The organism is Levilactobacillus zymae (assembly GCF_032190635.1).
Classification (GTDB): Bacteria; Bacillota; Bacilli; order Lactobacillales; family Lactobacillaceae; genus Levilactobacillus; species Levilactobacillus zymae_A.
In genome coordinates this window covers 1,612,226-1,628,596 of record NZ_JAVLAS010000001.1, presented here as the reverse complement: position 1 = coordinate 1,628,596, position 16,371 = coordinate 1,612,226, and the positions used below count along the sequence as shown (strand labels likewise).

The 16,371-nt window shown below is 55.6% G+C and carries 15 protein-coding genes; 10 read left to right on the top strand and 5 right to left on the bottom strand.

Going from position 1 to position 16,371, the window contains the following annotated elements; genetic code table 11:
* Positions 1-113 precede the first annotated feature (113 nt).
* The 4 genes from xerC to RI501_RS07550 all read left to right on the top strand — a co-directional run bounded on the left by xerC (position 114) and on the right by RI501_RS07550 (position 4,011).
* Positions 114-1,049: a tyrosine recombinase XerC gene (xerC, locus tag RI501_RS07565; protein ID WP_313821374.1), complete on the top strand. Its 936-nt coding sequence runs from the start codon at positions 114-116 to the stop codon at positions 1,047-1,049.
* A gap of 21 nt (positions 1,050-1,070) precedes the next feature.
* Complete coding sequence (hslV, locus tag RI501_RS07560; RefSeq protein ID WP_057730879.1) at positions 1,071-1,613, top strand: HslVU peptidase proteolytic subunit; 543 nt, start codon at positions 1,071-1,073, stop codon at positions 1,611-1,613.
* 17 nt (positions 1,614-1,630) lie between these two features.
* On the top strand, positions 1,631-3,046 hold the full coding sequence (gene hslU, locus RI501_RS07555) for an ATP-dependent protease ATPase subunit HslU (protein WP_313821372.1): 1,416 nt from the start codon (positions 1,631-1,633) through the stop codon (positions 3,044-3,046).
* Between the two features lie 89 nt (positions 3,047-3,135).
* Positions 3,136-4,011, top strand: a complete 876-nt coding sequence (locus RI501_RS07550) for an aldose 1-epimerase family protein (protein ID WP_313821370.1) — start codon at positions 3,136-3,138, stop codon at positions 4,009-4,011.
* Between the two features lie 50 nt (positions 4,012-4,061).
* Here RI501_RS07550 and plsY read toward each other — a convergent pair whose 3' ends face one another.
* Entirely contained in the window at positions 4,062-4,688 is a 627-nt protein-coding gene (gene plsY / locus RI501_RS07545) for a glycerol-3-phosphate 1-O-acyltransferase PlsY (RefSeq protein ID WP_313821368.1), read from the bottom strand.
* 259 nt (positions 4,689-4,947) lie between these two features.
* Between plsY and parE the strand changes: the two genes are divergently transcribed.
* The 5 genes from parE (at position 4,948) to RI501_RS07520 (ending at position 11,887) form a co-directional block, all read left to right on the top strand.
* Positions 4,948-6,918, top strand: coding sequence for a DNA topoisomerase IV subunit B (gene parE / locus RI501_RS07540; RefSeq protein ID WP_313821366.1), 1,971 nt, complete (start codon positions 4,948-4,950; stop codon positions 6,916-6,918).
* 20 nt (positions 6,919-6,938) lie between these two features.
* A complete protein-coding gene (gene parC, locus RI501_RS07535; RefSeq protein ID WP_313821364.1) occupies positions 6,939-9,389 on the top strand; it encodes a DNA topoisomerase IV subunit A in 2,451 nt (816 codons plus the stop codon).
* Positions 9,390-9,524: 135 nt separating this feature from the next.
* Positions 9,525-10,484 (top strand): LysR family transcriptional regulator, encoded by a 960-nt coding sequence (locus RI501_RS07530; protein WP_313821362.1) that lies wholly within the window; start codon positions 9,525-9,527, stop codon positions 10,482-10,484.
* Positions 10,485-10,522: 38 nt separating this feature from the next.
* On the top strand, positions 10,523-11,458 hold the full coding sequence (locus tag RI501_RS07525) for a manganese-dependent inorganic pyrophosphatase (protein WP_313821360.1): 936 nt from the start codon (positions 10,523-10,525) through the stop codon (positions 11,456-11,458).
* Between the two features lie 171 nt (positions 11,459-11,629).
* Complete coding sequence (locus tag RI501_RS07520) at positions 11,630-11,887, top strand: hypothetical protein (protein ID WP_313821358.1); 258 nt, start codon at positions 11,630-11,632, stop codon at positions 11,885-11,887.
* Positions 11,888-11,976: 89 nt separating this feature from the next.
* Here RI501_RS07520 and RI501_RS07515 read toward each other — a convergent pair whose 3' ends face one another.
* Positions 11,977-12,825, bottom strand: coding sequence for an alpha/beta fold hydrolase (locus RI501_RS07515; protein ID WP_313821357.1), 849 nt, complete (start codon positions 12,823-12,825; stop codon positions 11,977-11,979).
* Between the two features lie 198 nt (positions 12,826-13,023).
* Positions 13,024-13,398, bottom strand: a complete 375-nt coding sequence (locus RI501_RS07510) for a hypothetical protein (protein WP_313821355.1) — start codon at positions 13,396-13,398, stop codon at positions 13,024-13,026.
* Between the two features lie 267 nt (positions 13,399-13,665).
* Between RI501_RS07510 and RI501_RS07505 the strand changes: the two genes are divergently transcribed.
* Positions 13,666-14,709 (top strand): zinc-binding dehydrogenase, encoded by a 1,044-nt coding sequence (locus tag RI501_RS07505; protein WP_313821353.1) that lies wholly within the window; start codon positions 13,666-13,668, stop codon positions 14,707-14,709.
* A gap of 69 nt (positions 14,710-14,778) precedes the next feature.
* Here RI501_RS07505 and RI501_RS07500 read toward each other — a convergent pair whose 3' ends face one another.
* Positions 14,779-15,546, bottom strand: a complete 768-nt coding sequence (locus RI501_RS07500) for an alpha/beta hydrolase (RefSeq protein WP_313821351.1) — start codon at positions 15,544-15,546, stop codon at positions 14,779-14,781.
* A gap of 156 nt (positions 15,547-15,702) precedes the next feature.
* Complete coding sequence (locus RI501_RS07495; RefSeq protein ID WP_313821349.1) at positions 15,703-16,371, bottom strand: chloramphenicol acetyltransferase; 669 nt, start codon at positions 16,369-16,371, stop codon at positions 15,703-15,705.

The following is a 16,371-nucleotide window of genomic DNA, read 5'->3' as shown; positions in this document are numbered from 1 at the left end:
TTGGTAGTTCATCAACAGGAAAAAGTATAGAGCCTACGTTTTTTGTGGTTTAACGAGTTAGTTGTGTTTTCAGAAATCGTTTGCTAGCATTACAGGTGCGGGAGGGATGTCCAGTGCAAGACGAGATCAATAGATTTATGACCTACCTGCGCGGTGAACGGCAGTATTCGCCCGAAACCGTCAAGGCCTACCATGAAGACTTACACGAATTTTGTGAGTTTCTCGCGGCTAACGGCGGGACCAAGCCTTGGGGGCAGATCGACCAGCTTGATGTCGAGGTCTACCTGAGTCACCTGTACGACCAGCACTACGCGCGGACCACCGTTGCGCGGAAATTGTCCACGTTGCGGTCGTTATACCATTTCCTGTTGAGCAACGGGGAGGTCACCGACGACCCGTTCGCCTACGTACGGCTGAAAAAGCACCAGGATCACCTGCCGCGCTTCTTCTACGAACGGGAGATGACCGCGTTGTTCACGGCGGCAAGCGAAAACCCCAACGCCCAGTTGGCCACGCGCGATTCCGCGCTCCTCGAGGTGCTGTACGGCACGGGGATGCGGGTCAGCGAGTGCGTTAATCTGACGCTAAGTGCCGTGGACTTCGACAACCGCATGATGCTGGTCGAAGGGAAGGGCAACAAGGAACGCTACGTGCCGTTTGGCCACTACGCCAGCGACGCACTGCAACGGTATTTCCAAGTCGCCCGCACGCCACTAATGACCCAGTACCAGCAGGACCACGATTACGTGTTCGTGAACCACCGGGGCCAGCAATTGACCGCGGCCGGGGTCACCTACCTGCTCAACCAGATCATCAAGCGCAGTACCTTAACCACCGACATTCATCCCCACATGCTGCGGCACACGTTTGCCACGCACCTGTTAAATCGCGGGGCGGATCTGCGGTCGGTCCAGGAACTCCTGGGTCACAGCAGTCTATCGACCACCCAGATTTACACGCACGTCACACGCGAACATTTGCAGCGGGACTATCGTCAGTTCTTTCCGCGAGCGACCGAAGCTAAAGAGACTAAACCAAAACAACGTTAATGAGATAAGGAGACGGAGCATATGCCAGTAAAATTTGAAGCCACCACGATTTGTGCCGTGCGGCATAACGGGCACAACGCCATGGCCGGTGACGGACAAGTCACCATGGGAGAAAAAGTCATCATGAAGGGCACCGCCCACAAGATTCGGCGGATCTATAACGACAAGGTGGTCGTTGGGTTTGCCGGCAGTGTCGCCGACGCCTTCAACCTGGAAGAAAAGTTCGAAGGCCAACTCAACGAATACAGTGGCAACCTCCAACGGGCCGCGGTCGAACTCGCTAAGCAGTGGCGGTCGGACCAAGCTTTACAAAAGTTGGAAGCCTTACTGATCGTCATGGACAAGGACGAGATGTTACTGGTCTCCGGGTCCGGCGAAGTCATCGCCCCCGACGACGACATCTTAGCCATCGGGTCCGGCGGGAACTTCGCGCTGGCCGCGGCCACCGCGTTGCACCACCACGCGCCCGACATGACGGCCAAGGAAATCGCCGAAAGTGCCATTCACATTGCCGGTGGGATCGATATCTTCACCAACGAAAACGTCATTTCAGAAGAACTCTAAGAAACGAGGGATTGATTGTGGACGCCATTAATAAAACACCCAAAGAAATCGTTAGCTTACTCGACCAATACGTGATTGGCCAAGACGCCGCGAAAAAAGCCATCGCCATCGCCCTACGCAACCGCTACCGGCGGATGCAACTGGACCCGGCTATGCAAGAAGAAGTTTCGCCTAAAAACATGTTGATGATCGGACCGACCGGGGTCGGGAAAACCGAAATTGCCCGCCGGTTAGCTAAGATCGTCCACGCACCGTTCACCAAGGTCGAAGCCAGCAAGTTCACCGAGGTCGGCTACGTGGGTCGCGACGTCGAATCGATGGTCCGGGACCTGGTCGAGGTGGCCGTGTCCATGGAAAAGAAGGACCAATTCAAGAACGTCCGTGCCGACGCCGTTCAAGCTGCCAACAAGCGGTTGGTCAAGTTATTGGCCCCGGCGAAGAAGAAGGAAAACAAGAACAATAACGACTTCGCCAACATGATGAACATGTTCTCGCAGATGCAAAACGGCCAGACGCCAACCATGCCTAACCAGCAGGATGAAGAGGTCACCGACGATATCCGCAACGAACGGTTATCGCTGTCCGACCAGCTGAACAAGGGCTTACTGGAAAACCACATGGTCGAAATCGAGATGGACGACCCGCAACAGGCCAACGCTACCGATAACAACATGCTGGGCCAGATGGGCATCGATTTGAACGATACCTTAGGGTCCATCATGCCTAAGAAGCGCATCAAGCGCACGGTCACGGTCGCCGAAGCCCGCGAAATCCTGGTCGCCGAAGAATCCGAGAAGTTGGTCAACAACGCTGACATCAACCACGACGCCATCCAACGGGCCGAAAATACCGGGATCATCTTCTTAGACGAAATCGATAAGATCGCCAAGGGCAGCAGCCAAAACAGCGGTGACGTTTCCCGTGAAGGGGTTCAACGTGACATCTTACCGATCGTCGAAGGGACCCAGGTCAAGACCAAGTACGGCACGATCGACACGGACCACATCCTGTTCATCGCCGCCGGGGCCTTCGCCGAATCCAAGCCCAGCGATTTGATCGCCGAACTGCAGGGGCGCTTCCCAATTCGGGTGGAACTCAACGACCTCAGCAAGGAAGACTTCGTCAAGATCTTGACGGAACCCAACAACGCGCTGGTCAAGCAATACATTGCCTTGATCGGGACGGACAACGTCAAGGTGACCTTCACCATGGAAGCCATCGAACGGATCGCCGAACTGGCCTTTGAACTGAACCACGAGAACCAAAACATCGGGGCCCGGCGCTTACAGACCGTCCTCGAAAAGCTGTTGGAAGACCTGTTATACGAAGGACCGGACATGGGGACGGGCGACGTCACCATCACCGAAAACTACGTCAACGACAAGATTGGCGACATCGTTCAAAACAAGGACCTGTCCCGCTACATCTTGTAAACCGCTAAATTGCTAAACCGCTTTTTGCCAAGTCCCCGGTCGAATCAGGTCGGGGTTTTGGTCTACATAATTGTTGGGAGGAACTTACCATGTTAACCCTAAGCAATACCTATCTTACCGTTTTAATCGACCCGCAAGGCGCCGAACTCACCAGCGTCAAGGATAACGCCAGTCACCTTGAATACATGTGGCAGGCCAACCCCGTCTACTGGGGGCGGCACGCGCCCATCCTCTTTCCGATTGTTGGCCGGCTACAGGACAACCAGTACCGCGTTAACGACCAGACCTACCACATGACCCAACACGGCTTCGCTCGCGACAACGCCTTTCGGTTATGGTCACGAACCACCACGTCCGTGACGCTCCGCTACGCCAGTGACGACCAGTCGCGAGAAAAGTACCCGTTTGACTTTGCGTTGACCGTCAAGTACGAGCTAGTTGACCACCAGCTACGGGTCCACTTCACGGTCGATAACCCCAGTGACGCCGAGCTGCCATTCTCACTGGGCGCGCATCCCGGGTTTAACGTCCCGCTGGGGAACGTCTTTAACCGGTTCGAGGACTACCAGGTCACGGTGGCACCTAAAAAGGTCTACTCCCGCGTCCCGCTAGTCGGTCCGTACAGTGATACCGGCCATCCCGTGCCGTTGGACCTGACGCAGCCGTTAACCCTAGACCACGAGTTGTTTGCCCACGACGCGCAGGTCTTAAGTCTCGACAATCATGAGACCACGGTCATGTTAGGCACCCCGCGTGATGAACACGGCGTGGCCCTGACCGTCAAGGCACCGTACCTGGGCATCTGGTCACCGTACCCGAAGCAGGCCCCGTTCGTTTGTCTGGAACCCTGGTGGGGTCTCGCCGATGACGTGCACGCTACCGGCGAGTTGGCCACTAAGGTCGCCATCAATCACTTGGCCGCGCACCAGAGCTTCGAAGCTGGGTATCAGGTCACTTACTTTTAAACCAAAAAAAACGCCACCCGCGGGGGTGACGTTTTTTGGTCGTAATCAGTTTAGGATTTCGTCTGGCGTTGCTTGTAACCGCGGCCGAAGGGGACCATCGATTCGGTGCCCTGCCGGATGCGTTGAATGTTACTGCGGTGCCGGTAGAAGACAAAGATGGTCAAGATCACCGCGATGCCCGTTAAATAAATATCGTGGAAAAAAAGTGAGATGATCATGATCAGGGTAAAGGCGATCATACTGGCCAGACTGACCATGCTGGTCCAGTAAATCAGGCTGACCCACAGTCCCGCGGCGATGACAAACATCAACGGGTTGTAGGCCAGGAGCATCCCCGCCGAGGTCGCCACGGCCTTGCCACCCTTAAAGTGATTAAAGATTGACACCGTATGGCCGAGAATGGCGAACAACCCGAAGAGTAACGGGGTGGCCGTCCCCAGAAAGGTGGTGACGTGGCCCCAGGTGGGCAGCAGCGTCGCGACGGTCCCCTTAGCGATGTCCAGAATCATGACGGCCGACCCGGCGTAGGGCCCCAACACCCGGTAGGTATTGGTGGTTCCGATGTTGCCGGAGCCGGCCTGACGAATATCAGTTTTAAAGAAAGCCTTACCAACCCACACCCCGTTGGGAATTGCGCCCAGCAGATAGGCTAGTACTAGTAAGCTCACGAGTTTCACAGTGCATTCCTCCGCTCTTATGCGTGGCATCGGGCCATTGGCCGCGACGTCGATTAAGCTGATTTATATTTTAGCATGTTTTATCTCGAACGCCAATAATCTAAGAGTTGCTAGGCAGTTCAGCGGTCGCTGTGGTATGATAATGTGGTTATGGCTACTCCCGGCGGGGCTTTGACCCCTTTCATTGAACATACGTTCGTGTTGCGGTAAACTGGGAGTACGCTAAAAAAGAGTTTGGAAATGAAAGGGAGATTTACGTATGGCGAAAGCAAAACCAAAATATGACGACTCCTCCATTCAAGTCTTGGAGGGGTTGGAAGCTGTTCGTAAACGTCCGGGTATGTACATCGGTTCAACCGACAGTCGGGGCCTGCACCATTTGGTCTACGAAATTGTCGATAATGCCGTGGATGAAGCCTTGGCCGGTTACGGGAAAGAAATCAACGTGACTATCCATGCCGACAATAGCATCACGGTCGTGGATCATGGTCGGGGGATGCCCGTGGGGATGCACGCCTCCGGGATTCCGACCCCTGAAGTCATCTTAACGGTCCTGCACGCGGGAGGGAAGTTTGGCCAGGGCGGCTATAAGACCTCCGGTGGTTTGCACGGGGTTGGCGCCTCCGTGGTCAACGCCTTGTCGAGTGCCCTAACCGTCACCATTGTGCGGGACGGCGTGCGTTACCAAGAAAAATTTGTCGACGGGGGCCATCCCCAAGGTACGCTCAATAAATTAGGCAATACGCGGGCCCATAACGGGACGACTTTGACCTTTAAACCCGATAGCAAGATCTTCACCACCACGGTCTACAACTTTGGGACCTTGGCGGAACGGTTGCGCGAATCGGCCTTCCTGTTAAAGGGCGTCAAGATCACCCTGACCGACGAACGGGCCGGCCAGGAACGCGAAGAAGCCTACCACTTCGAAGACGGCATCAAGGAATTCGTCAGTTACCTCAACGAAGATAAGGATACGTTAGGCGACGTCCTGTATTTTGATGGTAAAAAAGACGGCATCGAAGTCGAGGTCGCCGCGCAATACAACGACGGCTACACGGAAAACCTGTTATCGTTCGTCAACAACGTTCGCACCAAGGACGGCGGAACCCACGAAGCGGGGATGCGCAGTGGCTGGACCAAGGCCTTTAACGAATACGCCCGCAAAGTGGGCATCTTAAAGGATCGCGATAAGAACCTGGAAGGCTCCGACTTAAGAGAAGGGCTGTCCGCCGTTATCTCCCTACGGATTCCCGAAAACCTCTTACAATTTGAGGGGCAGACCAAGGAAAAGCTGGGCACGCCGGAAGCGCGAACCGTCGTGGACGGGGTCGTGGCCGAACAGCTAACCTATTTCTTAATGGAAAACGGCGACTTCGGGAAAATGTTGATCTGCAAGGCCACGCAGGCCCGCCAAGCCAGAGAAGCCGCCCGCAAGGCCAGAGACGAAAGCCGCAACGGTAAGAAGCATAAGCGGCACGAACGGTTATTATCCGGGAAATTGACCCCCGCGCAGTCCAAGAACGCAGCCAAGAACGAACTGTTCTTAGTCGAAGGGGATTCCGCCGGGGGCTCGGCCAAGCAAGGCCGTAACCGGAAGTTCCAGGCCATCCTACCGTTACGGGGGAAGGTCTTAAACACCGAAAAGGCCAAGTTACCAGACATCATGAAGAACGAAGAAATCAGCACCATGATCTACACCATTGGGGCCGGGGTCGGCGCGGACTTTGACATCGACGCCGCCAACTACGACAAGATCATCATCATGACCGATGCCGATGACGACGGGGCCCACATTCAGATCCTGTTACTGACCTTCTTTTACAAGTACATGCGCCCGATGATCGACGCCGGCCGGGTCTACATCGCCCTGCCACCGCTGTACCGGATCCAACGGACGGGGAAGAAAGCCACAATCGACTACGCCTGGACCAACGACGAGCTGGTCGCTAAAACCAAGAAGATCGCCAATCACGGTTACCACCTGCAGCGGTTCAAGGGGCTGGGGGAAATGGATGCCGAACAGCTGTGGGAAACCACCATGGATCCCGATAACCGGACCTTGATTCGCGTGCAAATTGACGATGCGGCCTTAGCCGAACGGCGGGTTACCACGTTAATGGGCGACAAGGTCGAACCACGGCGCAAGTGGATCGAAAATAACGTCCAATTTACCTTAGAAGACGACGACCAGGATTTCTTAACGGGCGCCGAAACTAAGGGTCAATCCTAGGGTGAAAGGAGCAATCAGTCGTGAGTGAAGGACAAAAGATTCAAGAACTAACGTTGGAAGAGGTCATGGGTGACCGCTTCGGTCGCTACTCCAAATCCATCATTCAAGAGCGGGCTTTACCGGATATTCGTGACGGGTTAAAGCCCGTTCAGCGTCGCATCCTGTTCGCCATGAATAAGGATGGGAACACCTACGATAAGGGGTTCCGTAAGTCGGCTAAGTCCGTCGGAAACGTCATGGGGAATTTTCACCCCCACGGGGACAGCTCGATCTACGAGGCCCTGACGCGCATGAGTCAGGACTGGAAGGTCCGCGAACCCTTAGTGGAAATGCACGGGAACAACGGCTCGATGGACGGGGACCCGGCGGCCGCAATGCGGTACACCGAAGCCCGTCTCAGTAAGCTATCGGGAGAAATGTTACGCGATATCGATAAGGATACCGTCGACATGGTCTTAAACTTTGACGATACGGAATACGAACCGACCGTCTTACCGGCCCGCTTTCCCAACCTGTTGGTCAATGGCTCGACCGGGATCTCGGCCGGCTATGCCACGGAGATTCCGCCGCACAACCTAGGTGAAACCATCGACGCGTGCGTCTACCTGTTGAGTCACCCCAAGGCCACACTGGCCGATTTGATGGAATTCGTGAAGGGTCCCGATTTTCCGACCGGCGGCATCATTCAGGGGAAAGATGGCATCGTCAAGGCCTACGAGACCGGCCGCGGCCGCATCGTGGTCCGCTCCAAGACGGCCATTGAACCACTCCGGGGGAACAAGAGTCAAATCACCGTCACCGAGATCCCTTACGAGGTCAACAAGGCCCAATTGGTCAAGAAAATTGACGAAATTCGCCTGGGTAAAAAGGTCGAAGGCTTGGCCGAAGTCCGGGACGAGACCGACCGCGACGGGTTACGGATCGCCATCGAGCTCAAACGCGACGCCGACGCCCAAGGAATCTTGAACTACCTGTTTAAGAACACCGAGTTGCAGGTGACCTACAACTTCAACATGGTGGCCATCAACCACCAACGCCCCGAGCACGTGGGCCTCAAGGCCATTCTATCCGCCTACCTGGAGCATCAGCAACACGTGATCACCCGGCGGACCAAGTACGACTTACAGAAGGCCTTGGACCGGCAACAGATCGTCAGTGGGTTGATCAAGGCGTTATCGATCCTCGATCAGGTCATCAAGACCATTCGGGCGTCGAAGAACCGTAAGGACGCCCGCGATAACCTGGCGGCGGCCTACGACTTTACCGAAAAGCAGGCCGACGCTATCGTGGCCCTACAATTGTACCGGTTGACCAACACCGACGTGACCCAGTTAGAAGCTGAAGCGGCGAAGCTCGCCGCGGCGATTGAAACCGATCACAAAATTTTGGCCGATCCTAAGACCCTAAATGCCGTGTTGCGTAAAGAGTTAAAGGCCGTGGCCAAGGAATACCGGAATCCGCGCAGGACCACCATCGAAGACCAGATTGAAGACTTGAAGATCAAAACGGAAGTCACGGTCGCCGACGAAGAGGTCATCGTCATGGTCAGCCATGACGGTTACCTGAAACGCTCCAGCATCCGGTCGTACACGGCCTCGGATGCGGCCGAAAACGGCTTAAAGGATGAGGATTACCCGATCTTCATGGAACAGCTCAGTACCCTCGATCACCTGATGATGTTTACCAATCAGGGGAACTTAATCTACCGACCGGTTCACGAGATTGCCGACGTGAAGTGGAAGGAAACCGGGGAACACATCAGTCAAGCCATTGGCCTGGCACCCGACGAGGAAATCGTGGGCACCTTTGCCTTCAAGAGTCTTAAAGAGACCGGGCACTTTTTAATCGCTACCAGTGACGGGTACATCAAGCAGACTGCCTTTGACGCGCTCACGCCGGGACGGACCTACAAGAAGCGCGCCGCGGTCTACGAGAAGCTGAAGCACCCAGACGCGCGGGTTGTGGCGGTCACCTACCTGGCCGATCCCGATGATCAACGCGGCATCCTGCTAGTTTCCAAGAACGGCTACGCCTTGCGTTACGCCATCGACGAAGTCTCGGTCAACGGCGCCCGGACCACCGGGGTACGGGCCATGGACTTACGCAACGACGATGAGGTGGTCAACTTAGCGCTGGTCACCGACAACGATACCATCGCCTTAGTCACCCAACGAGGGGCCTTTAAGCGCCTGGCAATGAAGGAATTATCCGTTACCAGCCGAGCGCGCCGCGGGGTCTTGATTCTCCGGGAGTTAAAACGCGAACCACACCGTGTGGTCGACTTCCTCACGATTCCGAGTGGCAATCCCGCCCTGGAAATCATCACCAGTCGCGAACGGACGCACGATGTCATCCCGACGGAGCATCCCCTCAGTGGCCGTTACGCTAACGGGTCGTTTGTGGTCGACACGGACGTGGAAGGTACTCCGGTCCAGTTGCGGGTTAAACCCACGGAGTTGGTCCTGAATTAAGTGTTCATGAATGTATTTATAAGCAGAATTATTTGCGCTTTCCCGAAATCCAGGCTATCATTATGATTAATGGTAACCATTAGACTGATAAGTGCGCCGAGGTTCCTCGCACCCCAGTCATAAGGAGTAAGCGCGATGAAGACGAAACAGGAAAGTATCTTTTCTTCCAAGACCTTAACGTATTTTTTACAGTTGGCTGAGACCATGAACTATACGCAGGCCGCTCAGATTTTGGGGATCACCCAACCCGCATTGACCCAGCAGATCAAGAAGCTTGAGCGTACGGTGGGGGCACCGTTGTTCTATTCCGTTGGGAAGAAGTTGCGGTTGTCAGATGCCGGGTACACCATGCTGGCGGCAACCCATAAGATTTACGGGATTCTGAACCAAGCCACCGATGAGATCCAGCAGGCCACGAGTGCCACGCAAGGAGAAATTAACATCGGACTCCTGGCTTCGATTGAAGATGCGGTCTTTGAAGACTTTGCCATTCGGTCGTACCAGAATAACCCAGGGATCCGGATTTCTTTTCACATGTTAACGCGTAAGGAGATTTGGGAGCAGCTGGAAAACAACCGTATCGACCTGGCCATCATGTATCTGCCGGACGATTCGATCAAGAATTGGAAGCCTTACGAATCCAAGAAGATCATTTCCGACGACCTGCTGTTCATCCACCACGATGAGCAGTTGGCCAAGAAACGCCGGGTAAAGTTTAAGGACACCACGACGGGAGCCTGGGTCATGTATCCGGAGGGGTATTACCTCAACCAGACGCTGCACGAAGCCTATAAGAATCAGCTGGCCGACTTTCCGAAGAGTGTGGCGAACTTCACCACGCCAACCCAGTTGTTGCAATTTTCGATGCAGACCCTGGCTTCCACGGCGCTCCCAAATTCTTTCATGATCGGTCAAGAGGCCTTACCAACAACCTGGACGGCCCATTTTGATCCCAACATCCGCTTTGATTTAGCCTTTGTCTTCCGCAAGGGTAAGGCGGAGATCCCGCGAATTAGCCATTTTTTGGCCCAGTTCGACCGGTACTTGCATACCGATGACTATATCTCGCGGCTTAAACAATTGCGTAACAACTAAGCACCATTCAAACTATCTCGTTAAAGGAGTTTTTATCCATGAGTAAAGTATTGATTTTTGGTCACCAAAACCCGGACACCGACGCCATTGTGGCGGCTAAGGCGTTTGCTTACTACCAAAGCCAAAAGGGCTTAGACGTTGAAGCCGTTGCCTTGGGCGATCCGAACATGGAAACTAACTACGTGTTAAACCACTTTGATGAACCGGCTCCCCGGGTTGTCAAGACGGTGGCTAACGAAACCGACCACGTGATGTTGGTCGACCACAACGAAGCCCAACAAAGTGTTGCCGACCGCGACCAAGTCACTGTTGACGCCGTCGTCGATCACCACAAGATTGGTAACTTCGAAACGGCTGCCCCGTTATACTACCGGGCCGAACCCGTGGGCTGCTGCAGCACGATCTTAGTGGAAATGTTCAACGAAGCTAAGATCGAAATCCCAGCGAAGTTGGCGGGCTTGATGTTATCCGCCATCATTTCGGATACGTTACTCCTGAAGTCGCCAACCACGACCGACGTCGACCGCGAAGCCGTGCGTGAATTAGCCGAAATCGCCGACATCGACGTCCAAAGCTACGGGATTGCGATGTTAAAGGCCGGCACTAACTTGGCCGCTAAGAGTGACCAAGAATTGATCGACGCCGATGCCAAGTCCTTCGACATGGCTGGTAAGAGCGTGCGGATCGACCAAATCAACACGGTTGACTTACAGGACGTCTTGGACCGGCAAGCCGGCATAGAAAAGGCCATGGCTGCCGAAAACGCCGACAAGGGCTACGACCTGTTCATCGCCTTGGCCACCAACGTCTTGACCAGTGACTCCGAACTCATCGTGGTGGGTGACGATGCCACTCGGGCTGCCGTGGAAAAGGCCTTTAACGTGAAGTTAGCGCAAAACCGGGCTAGCTTACCAGGTGTTGTTTCCCGGAAGAAGCAAGTGGTCCCACCATTGACCGCCGCTTTCGAAGGCTAAAAGTTAATCGTTAACGTTTAATCCGACGCCTATCAGACCATTGTGTCTGGTAGGCGTTTTTGGCGTTGGTTATGAAAGTCACTAATCTGGCGGTGGCGTCCAGGTCGCCTAACGCTCGCGGATGTGGTCTACTAGAGACCCAGCCAGAAGAAGCAGGGAGGAGCTGGGGCCATGCCCACAATGATCTATCTGGTGGCCAACCATGCCGGCGCCGACTATTTCGTGCCCGTCGATCGCCGGGATGGCCGACAGGTGGCGCGAATCGAACGTCCCCGTAATGCACGGGGCGATGCCGACTTTGTTTACGGGGAGGTTGCGACCAATACCGCTGCTCGAAAAATCGTGCGTGAGCAGCACTACGCTGCCCCATTTGAACGGCAGTTTTTGGCACAGATTCACGATTTCTTTCAGCGCCAGGCCACCAATTAACGAGTTGATCGTCCCTTGCGACGACTGATTGACTCAAAAGAGTCCCCCTAACGGCTAATGACTAGTCGTCGGGGGGACTCTTTTTGGGCTTAGGCCCGCTGTAAACGTTCTAGGATGGCCGCACTGGTCGCCACTGGGCGTTCCTCCGGTAACCAGTGGGCGCTGTTCAGAACCACGAACCGGTAGTCGGCCGTCACGAACGCGGCGGTTTTCTGGGCCGCGGCCGCACCCAAGAACGGATCGTGGCGACCCCAAACGTAGGTGGTTGGCACATGGATCAACGGATCAGGGACCGTCGGTTGATGGGGCACCAGCATCCCGCGGTACCAGTTCACGGGACCGCGCAAACTCGCGGCGGTAGGAAAGGCGGCCAGTAACGCGGTGGTGGCGGTCGCGCTTAACCCGGAAGACCGGAGCTGGTGCGGCAATAACCGGTAAGCTAACCAGTCGCCCATCCGGGGTACTTGAAAGGCGCCGATATAGGCACTGTTCAGCAGCTGGGTCGAATGCCGGTACGCCCAGACCAGTGCTAACGGATGGGGCGTGGCAAGGATGGTTAGGGAACGGAGCTTAGCGGGAACTAACTGAGCGAGTTTCCACGCCAAAAAGCCGCCCCAGTCGTGACCCACCACGTGGACGCGGGCGAGATGAAAGTGAGTGATTAGGGCGGTCAGGTCGCCCACCAGATGAGTCGTGGTGTAGGCTTGCCGGCCCGCCGGGGTCGCGGTGGCCGCATACCCGCGCATGACGGGAACCCAGGTCTGATACCCGGCTGCGGTGAGCCGCGTCACCACGGCGTTCCAGCTGGCTGCCGTTTCGGGGAAGCCGTGGAGGAGTAAGACCGCTTCTCCCGTAACCGGTCCGTGCCGGTAAACGGGGAGCGTCAGGCCGTCGTGAACGTAGGTCAAGCGTTGTCCCAGGGGCGTTACCAATGACATGTGAACAGGACTTCTTTCTATCGGAGATCTGCCATTACTGTAGCACTTCTAGCCGGTGACGCACAGGGTAAAAACAAAAGGGTCCGGGACAAAAGTCTCAGACTCCTTTTCGTCTTCGTCTCCGAATATTTGGTGTCGAAACGTGCGCCCAAAGGCAGCTAGTTCCGCTGAACGCCTTTTGTCCCACTCTCATCACAGTTAATGCGCCACCCGCTGGTATTTTCGGCCCAGGACGTAGAGTGCGCCGCCCTTGAGTTTGAAGGTCGTCTGACGGAACTTCTTGGTGTGCGCGGTACGCTCCTTGACCAGGTAGGTGTGATCGCCCAGATAGCGGTACCGGGCGGAGCGCCCCTGAGTCCCCGTGTGGCCGTTGTTCACGAAGCGTAAGCCGGTCTTCTTGATGCGGACGGTGTAGTGCTTTTTACCCTGCCGGTAGCGCCACGTGCCCCGGGCCTTCGTGGGCGTCCCGGTGCGCCAGGTCGCTGCTTGGACGGCCGTGGGGACGGCACTAACGGTGAGACCGAGTAGTCCGCCAAGCAGCCCCAGGCCAGCTAACGTGAGTTTTAGTTGCATTTAAGATTCCTCCCCCATAAATTAACCTTAGTATACGCCCGTTAGGCGACTTCACGGGAAATTAGTCATCCTGGGCGTTCTCGGGTGCCGATGAATGCGCCGACCGGGAATGAAGGCCTTTTCACGGACTTTTAACTATTAGTCGGCTATAATTAAACGGTAGCTGGTATGTTCATTTAGCATACCAATATGCTTAAAGGGCATTTACCGGTGAGGACCCCGAGTCCTTATAATTGAGTTAATCAACCTAAAGGGAGGATTTTTTCTATGAAAGCAGCAGTTTTTGCTAAAGCCGGTCAAATGGTAGTCAACGAGATCGAAAAACCCACGATCCAACAACCCGACGACGTGATTATTCGCGTGGTGCGGGCCTGTGTCTGTGGGTCCGACCTCTGGGCCTACCGGGGATTAGACGACAAGGCCGCCGATTCCGAAAACTCCGGTCACGAATCGATCGGGATCGTGGATGCGGTCGGTGACGCCATCACCACGGTCAAACCCGGCGACTTCGTCATCGCCCCGTTCACCCACGGCTGTGGCCACTGTCCGGCCTGTCTCGCGGGCTTCGATGGCGTGTGCCAATCCCACACGGATAACTTCAGTAACGGGAATCAAGCCGAATACGTGCGGTTCCAACACGGTCAATGGGCCTTAGTCAAGGTGCCGGGGCAGCCTAGCGATTACAGCGAAGGCATGTTAAAGTCTTTGCTGACCCTTGCCGACGTCATGGCCACCGGTTACCACGCCGCGCGGGTCGCGCACGTCAAGGCCGGAGACACGGTGGTCGTCTTGGGTGACGGTGCCGTGGGTCAGTGTGCCATCATTGCTGCCAAGATGTTGGGCGCTAAGCAAATCATCTCTACCAGTCGGCACGCCGATCGGCAAGCTTTGGCCAAGGAATTTGGCGCGACCGCTAACGTGGCCGACAGAGGTGACGACGCGGTCAAGCAGATCATGGCGCTGACCAACGGTGCCGGGGCCGATGCCGTGCTCGAATGTGTCGGCACGGAACTGTCGACCGAAACGGCGATGCAGGTTGGCCGTCCGGGAGCCGTGATTGGCCGGGTCGGCTTACCACACACCACCAAGATGGACGTGACCGCTCCGTTCTACCACAACTTTAGTTTAGCCGGCGGGCCCGCTTCCGTGACGACCTACGATAAGCAACGCTTACTTAAGGCCGTTTTAGATGGTCAAATCAATCCCGGGAAGGTCTTCACCAAGAGCTTCTCGTTGGATCAGATCGACGCCGCCTACCAAGCCATGGCTCAGCGTGAGGCCATCAAGTCGTTTGTCGTGGTTAGTGACTAAATTGCATCGTTCATGCTATTGAAAAACCGCCGCTTCCTGTTCTCGGGAAGCGGCGGTTTAGCGTTCCACCTATTTTTCAGCCATCACGGCTTGGACGGCTAGGTCGATCACCATTTGGCGAGCGGCACCGTGGAAGCCGTGATCGGCCCCCGGTAAAACGTGTAAGGTGGCGTTGGGGTAAACGTCGCGGTAGTGCTCAGAAGCTTGTAAGGCCACTACCTGGTCCTGGTCACCGTGCAGCAGGGTCACGGGACCGGTGTAACGTTGCGCCACTTCGTAGATGGGGAGAACCTGGGCCGAACGAATATAGGCGCCCCCCACGGCCAGGTGTTCCCCTAGCGTAATTGGCACCGTGTCCGGCACGTGGTGGGGGTCGTAGGTGACGCCCTGCAGGACGCCCCGTTGCGCATCGGTCTTTAAGGTGGCCGCCGGGGCCATTAATACCACGTGTTGGACGTCTTCGGGATAAAGCCCGGCCAACATGCTGGCGACGACGCCCCCCTGTGAATGGCCCATTAAATAAAGGTGATGGCTGGTCGGTAAGTGGCGAGCATACCGGAGGATCGCCTCCGCGTCGGCAATCTCGTTAACCACGGTCATGTCCTGAAAGCGCCCGTCGCTTTGTCCGTGACCGTTAAAGTCGAACCGTAACGTGGCAATCTGGTGGGCAACGAGCTGGTTACTGAGTTGGTAAAGTAGCTGATCCGGTGTCATCCCCCGGTTCGACGTGAACCCGTGCATCAAGATGGCGAGGCGATCGGTCGGGGCGTCTGGGCGGGTTAACGTCCCCCGAAGGGTTAATTGATCGCGGGTAATGGCAATGGCTTGTTCTTTCATCACAGATTCCTTCTTTTTTAAGCGTAGTGGGTGTTCCGTCTCAAACACCGATACCTTCACCTTACCGCCAAAATGCGGTCAAAAGCAATGGTCAGATGATGACTGACTCTCCGATAGACCCAAAAGCGCCGTTTCTCATAGGAAACGGCGCCTGAGCTAGCCTAGATAGGTTGCGGGCTGCTGACACATGGCCTGCAGCTCATTTAACAGGGCACTGGCCTGATAGCCATCGCTAACCGCGTGGTGGACGGTCAAGGATAGCGGCAAGGTCGTCTGGTCGTTTGAAGTGGTAAACTTCCCGGCCTGGAAGACCGGCGTGTAGGTGGTCAAAGGGGTAAAGGGCAATGGGGTGTAACTGGTAAAGTCCAACCAAGGCAGGCTACCAATGGTAAACAGATTAGCCGACTGGGGGGCCTTGGGCATGGGACCGGCAACGTCGCCGTACTGGTCCAGGTCGGTCAGATAGTTTTGATAAAAGGTGGTAAAGAGCGGATCGTAGGCCGTCCACAGGTTAGAGATCGTGTGGTCGGGGTGGATCACGGTATACGAGGGATGTAACACGTCGTAGATCACCAGCTGCTGAGTTTGAGACTCACGGACCACCCGAAACTCGGGATGCCGCGTTAATAAGCGACTAATTAGATAGAGGTAAACGGCGTTGAACTTCACGTGGTGGGTCCGACTCCAAGCCAGCGTGGCGGTAATGTCTAAGGTCACCGTCACGGTAAAGCCCATGGGCGCCATCTTAGTAAAATAGTAGAAGTATTCCCGGCGCGGCCAGGTGGCCATGTCGATCGGGGTAAAGTTGGTATTTAAGGTTGTCAT

Coding starts and splice junctions, on each gene's coding strand:
- RI501_RS07515 (WP_313821357.1), bottom strand. CDS start 12,825: ATGTCATTGGTAACGCCCCTGGGACAACGCTTGACCTACGTTCACGAC.
- hslV (WP_057730879.1), top strand. CDS start 1,071: ATGCCAGTAAAATTTGAAGCCACCACGATTTGTGCCGTGCGGCATAAC.
- RI501_RS07525 (WP_313821360.1), top strand. CDS start 10,523: ATGAGTAAAGTATTGATTTTTGGTCACCAAAACCCGGACACCGACGCC.
- RI501_RS07500 (WP_313821351.1), bottom strand. CDS start 15,546: ATGAAAGAACAAGCCATTGCCATTACCCGCGATCAATTAACCCTTCGG.
- RI501_RS07520 (WP_313821358.1), top strand. CDS start 11,630: ATGCCCACAATGATCTATCTGGTGGCCAACCATGCCGGCGCCGACTAT.
- RI501_RS07510 (WP_313821355.1), bottom strand. CDS start 13,398: ATGCAACTAAAACTCACGTTAGCTGGCCTGGGGCTGCTTGGCGGACTA.
- parE (WP_313821366.1), top strand. CDS start 4,948: ATGGCGAAAGCAAAACCAAAATATGACGACTCCTCCATTCAAGTCTTG.
- RI501_RS07505 (WP_313821353.1), top strand. CDS start 13,666: ATGAAAGCAGCAGTTTTTGCTAAAGCCGGTCAAATGGTAGTCAACGAG.
- RI501_RS07550 (WP_313821370.1), top strand. CDS start 3,136: ATGTTAACCCTAAGCAATACCTATCTTACCGTTTTAATCGACCCGCAA.
- RI501_RS07495 (WP_313821349.1), bottom strand. CDS start 16,371: ATGACAACCTTAAATACCAACTTTACCCCGATCGACATGGCCACCTGG.
- RI501_RS07530 (WP_313821362.1), top strand. CDS start 9,525: ATGAAGACGAAACAGGAAAGTATCTTTTCTTCCAAGACCTTAACGTAT.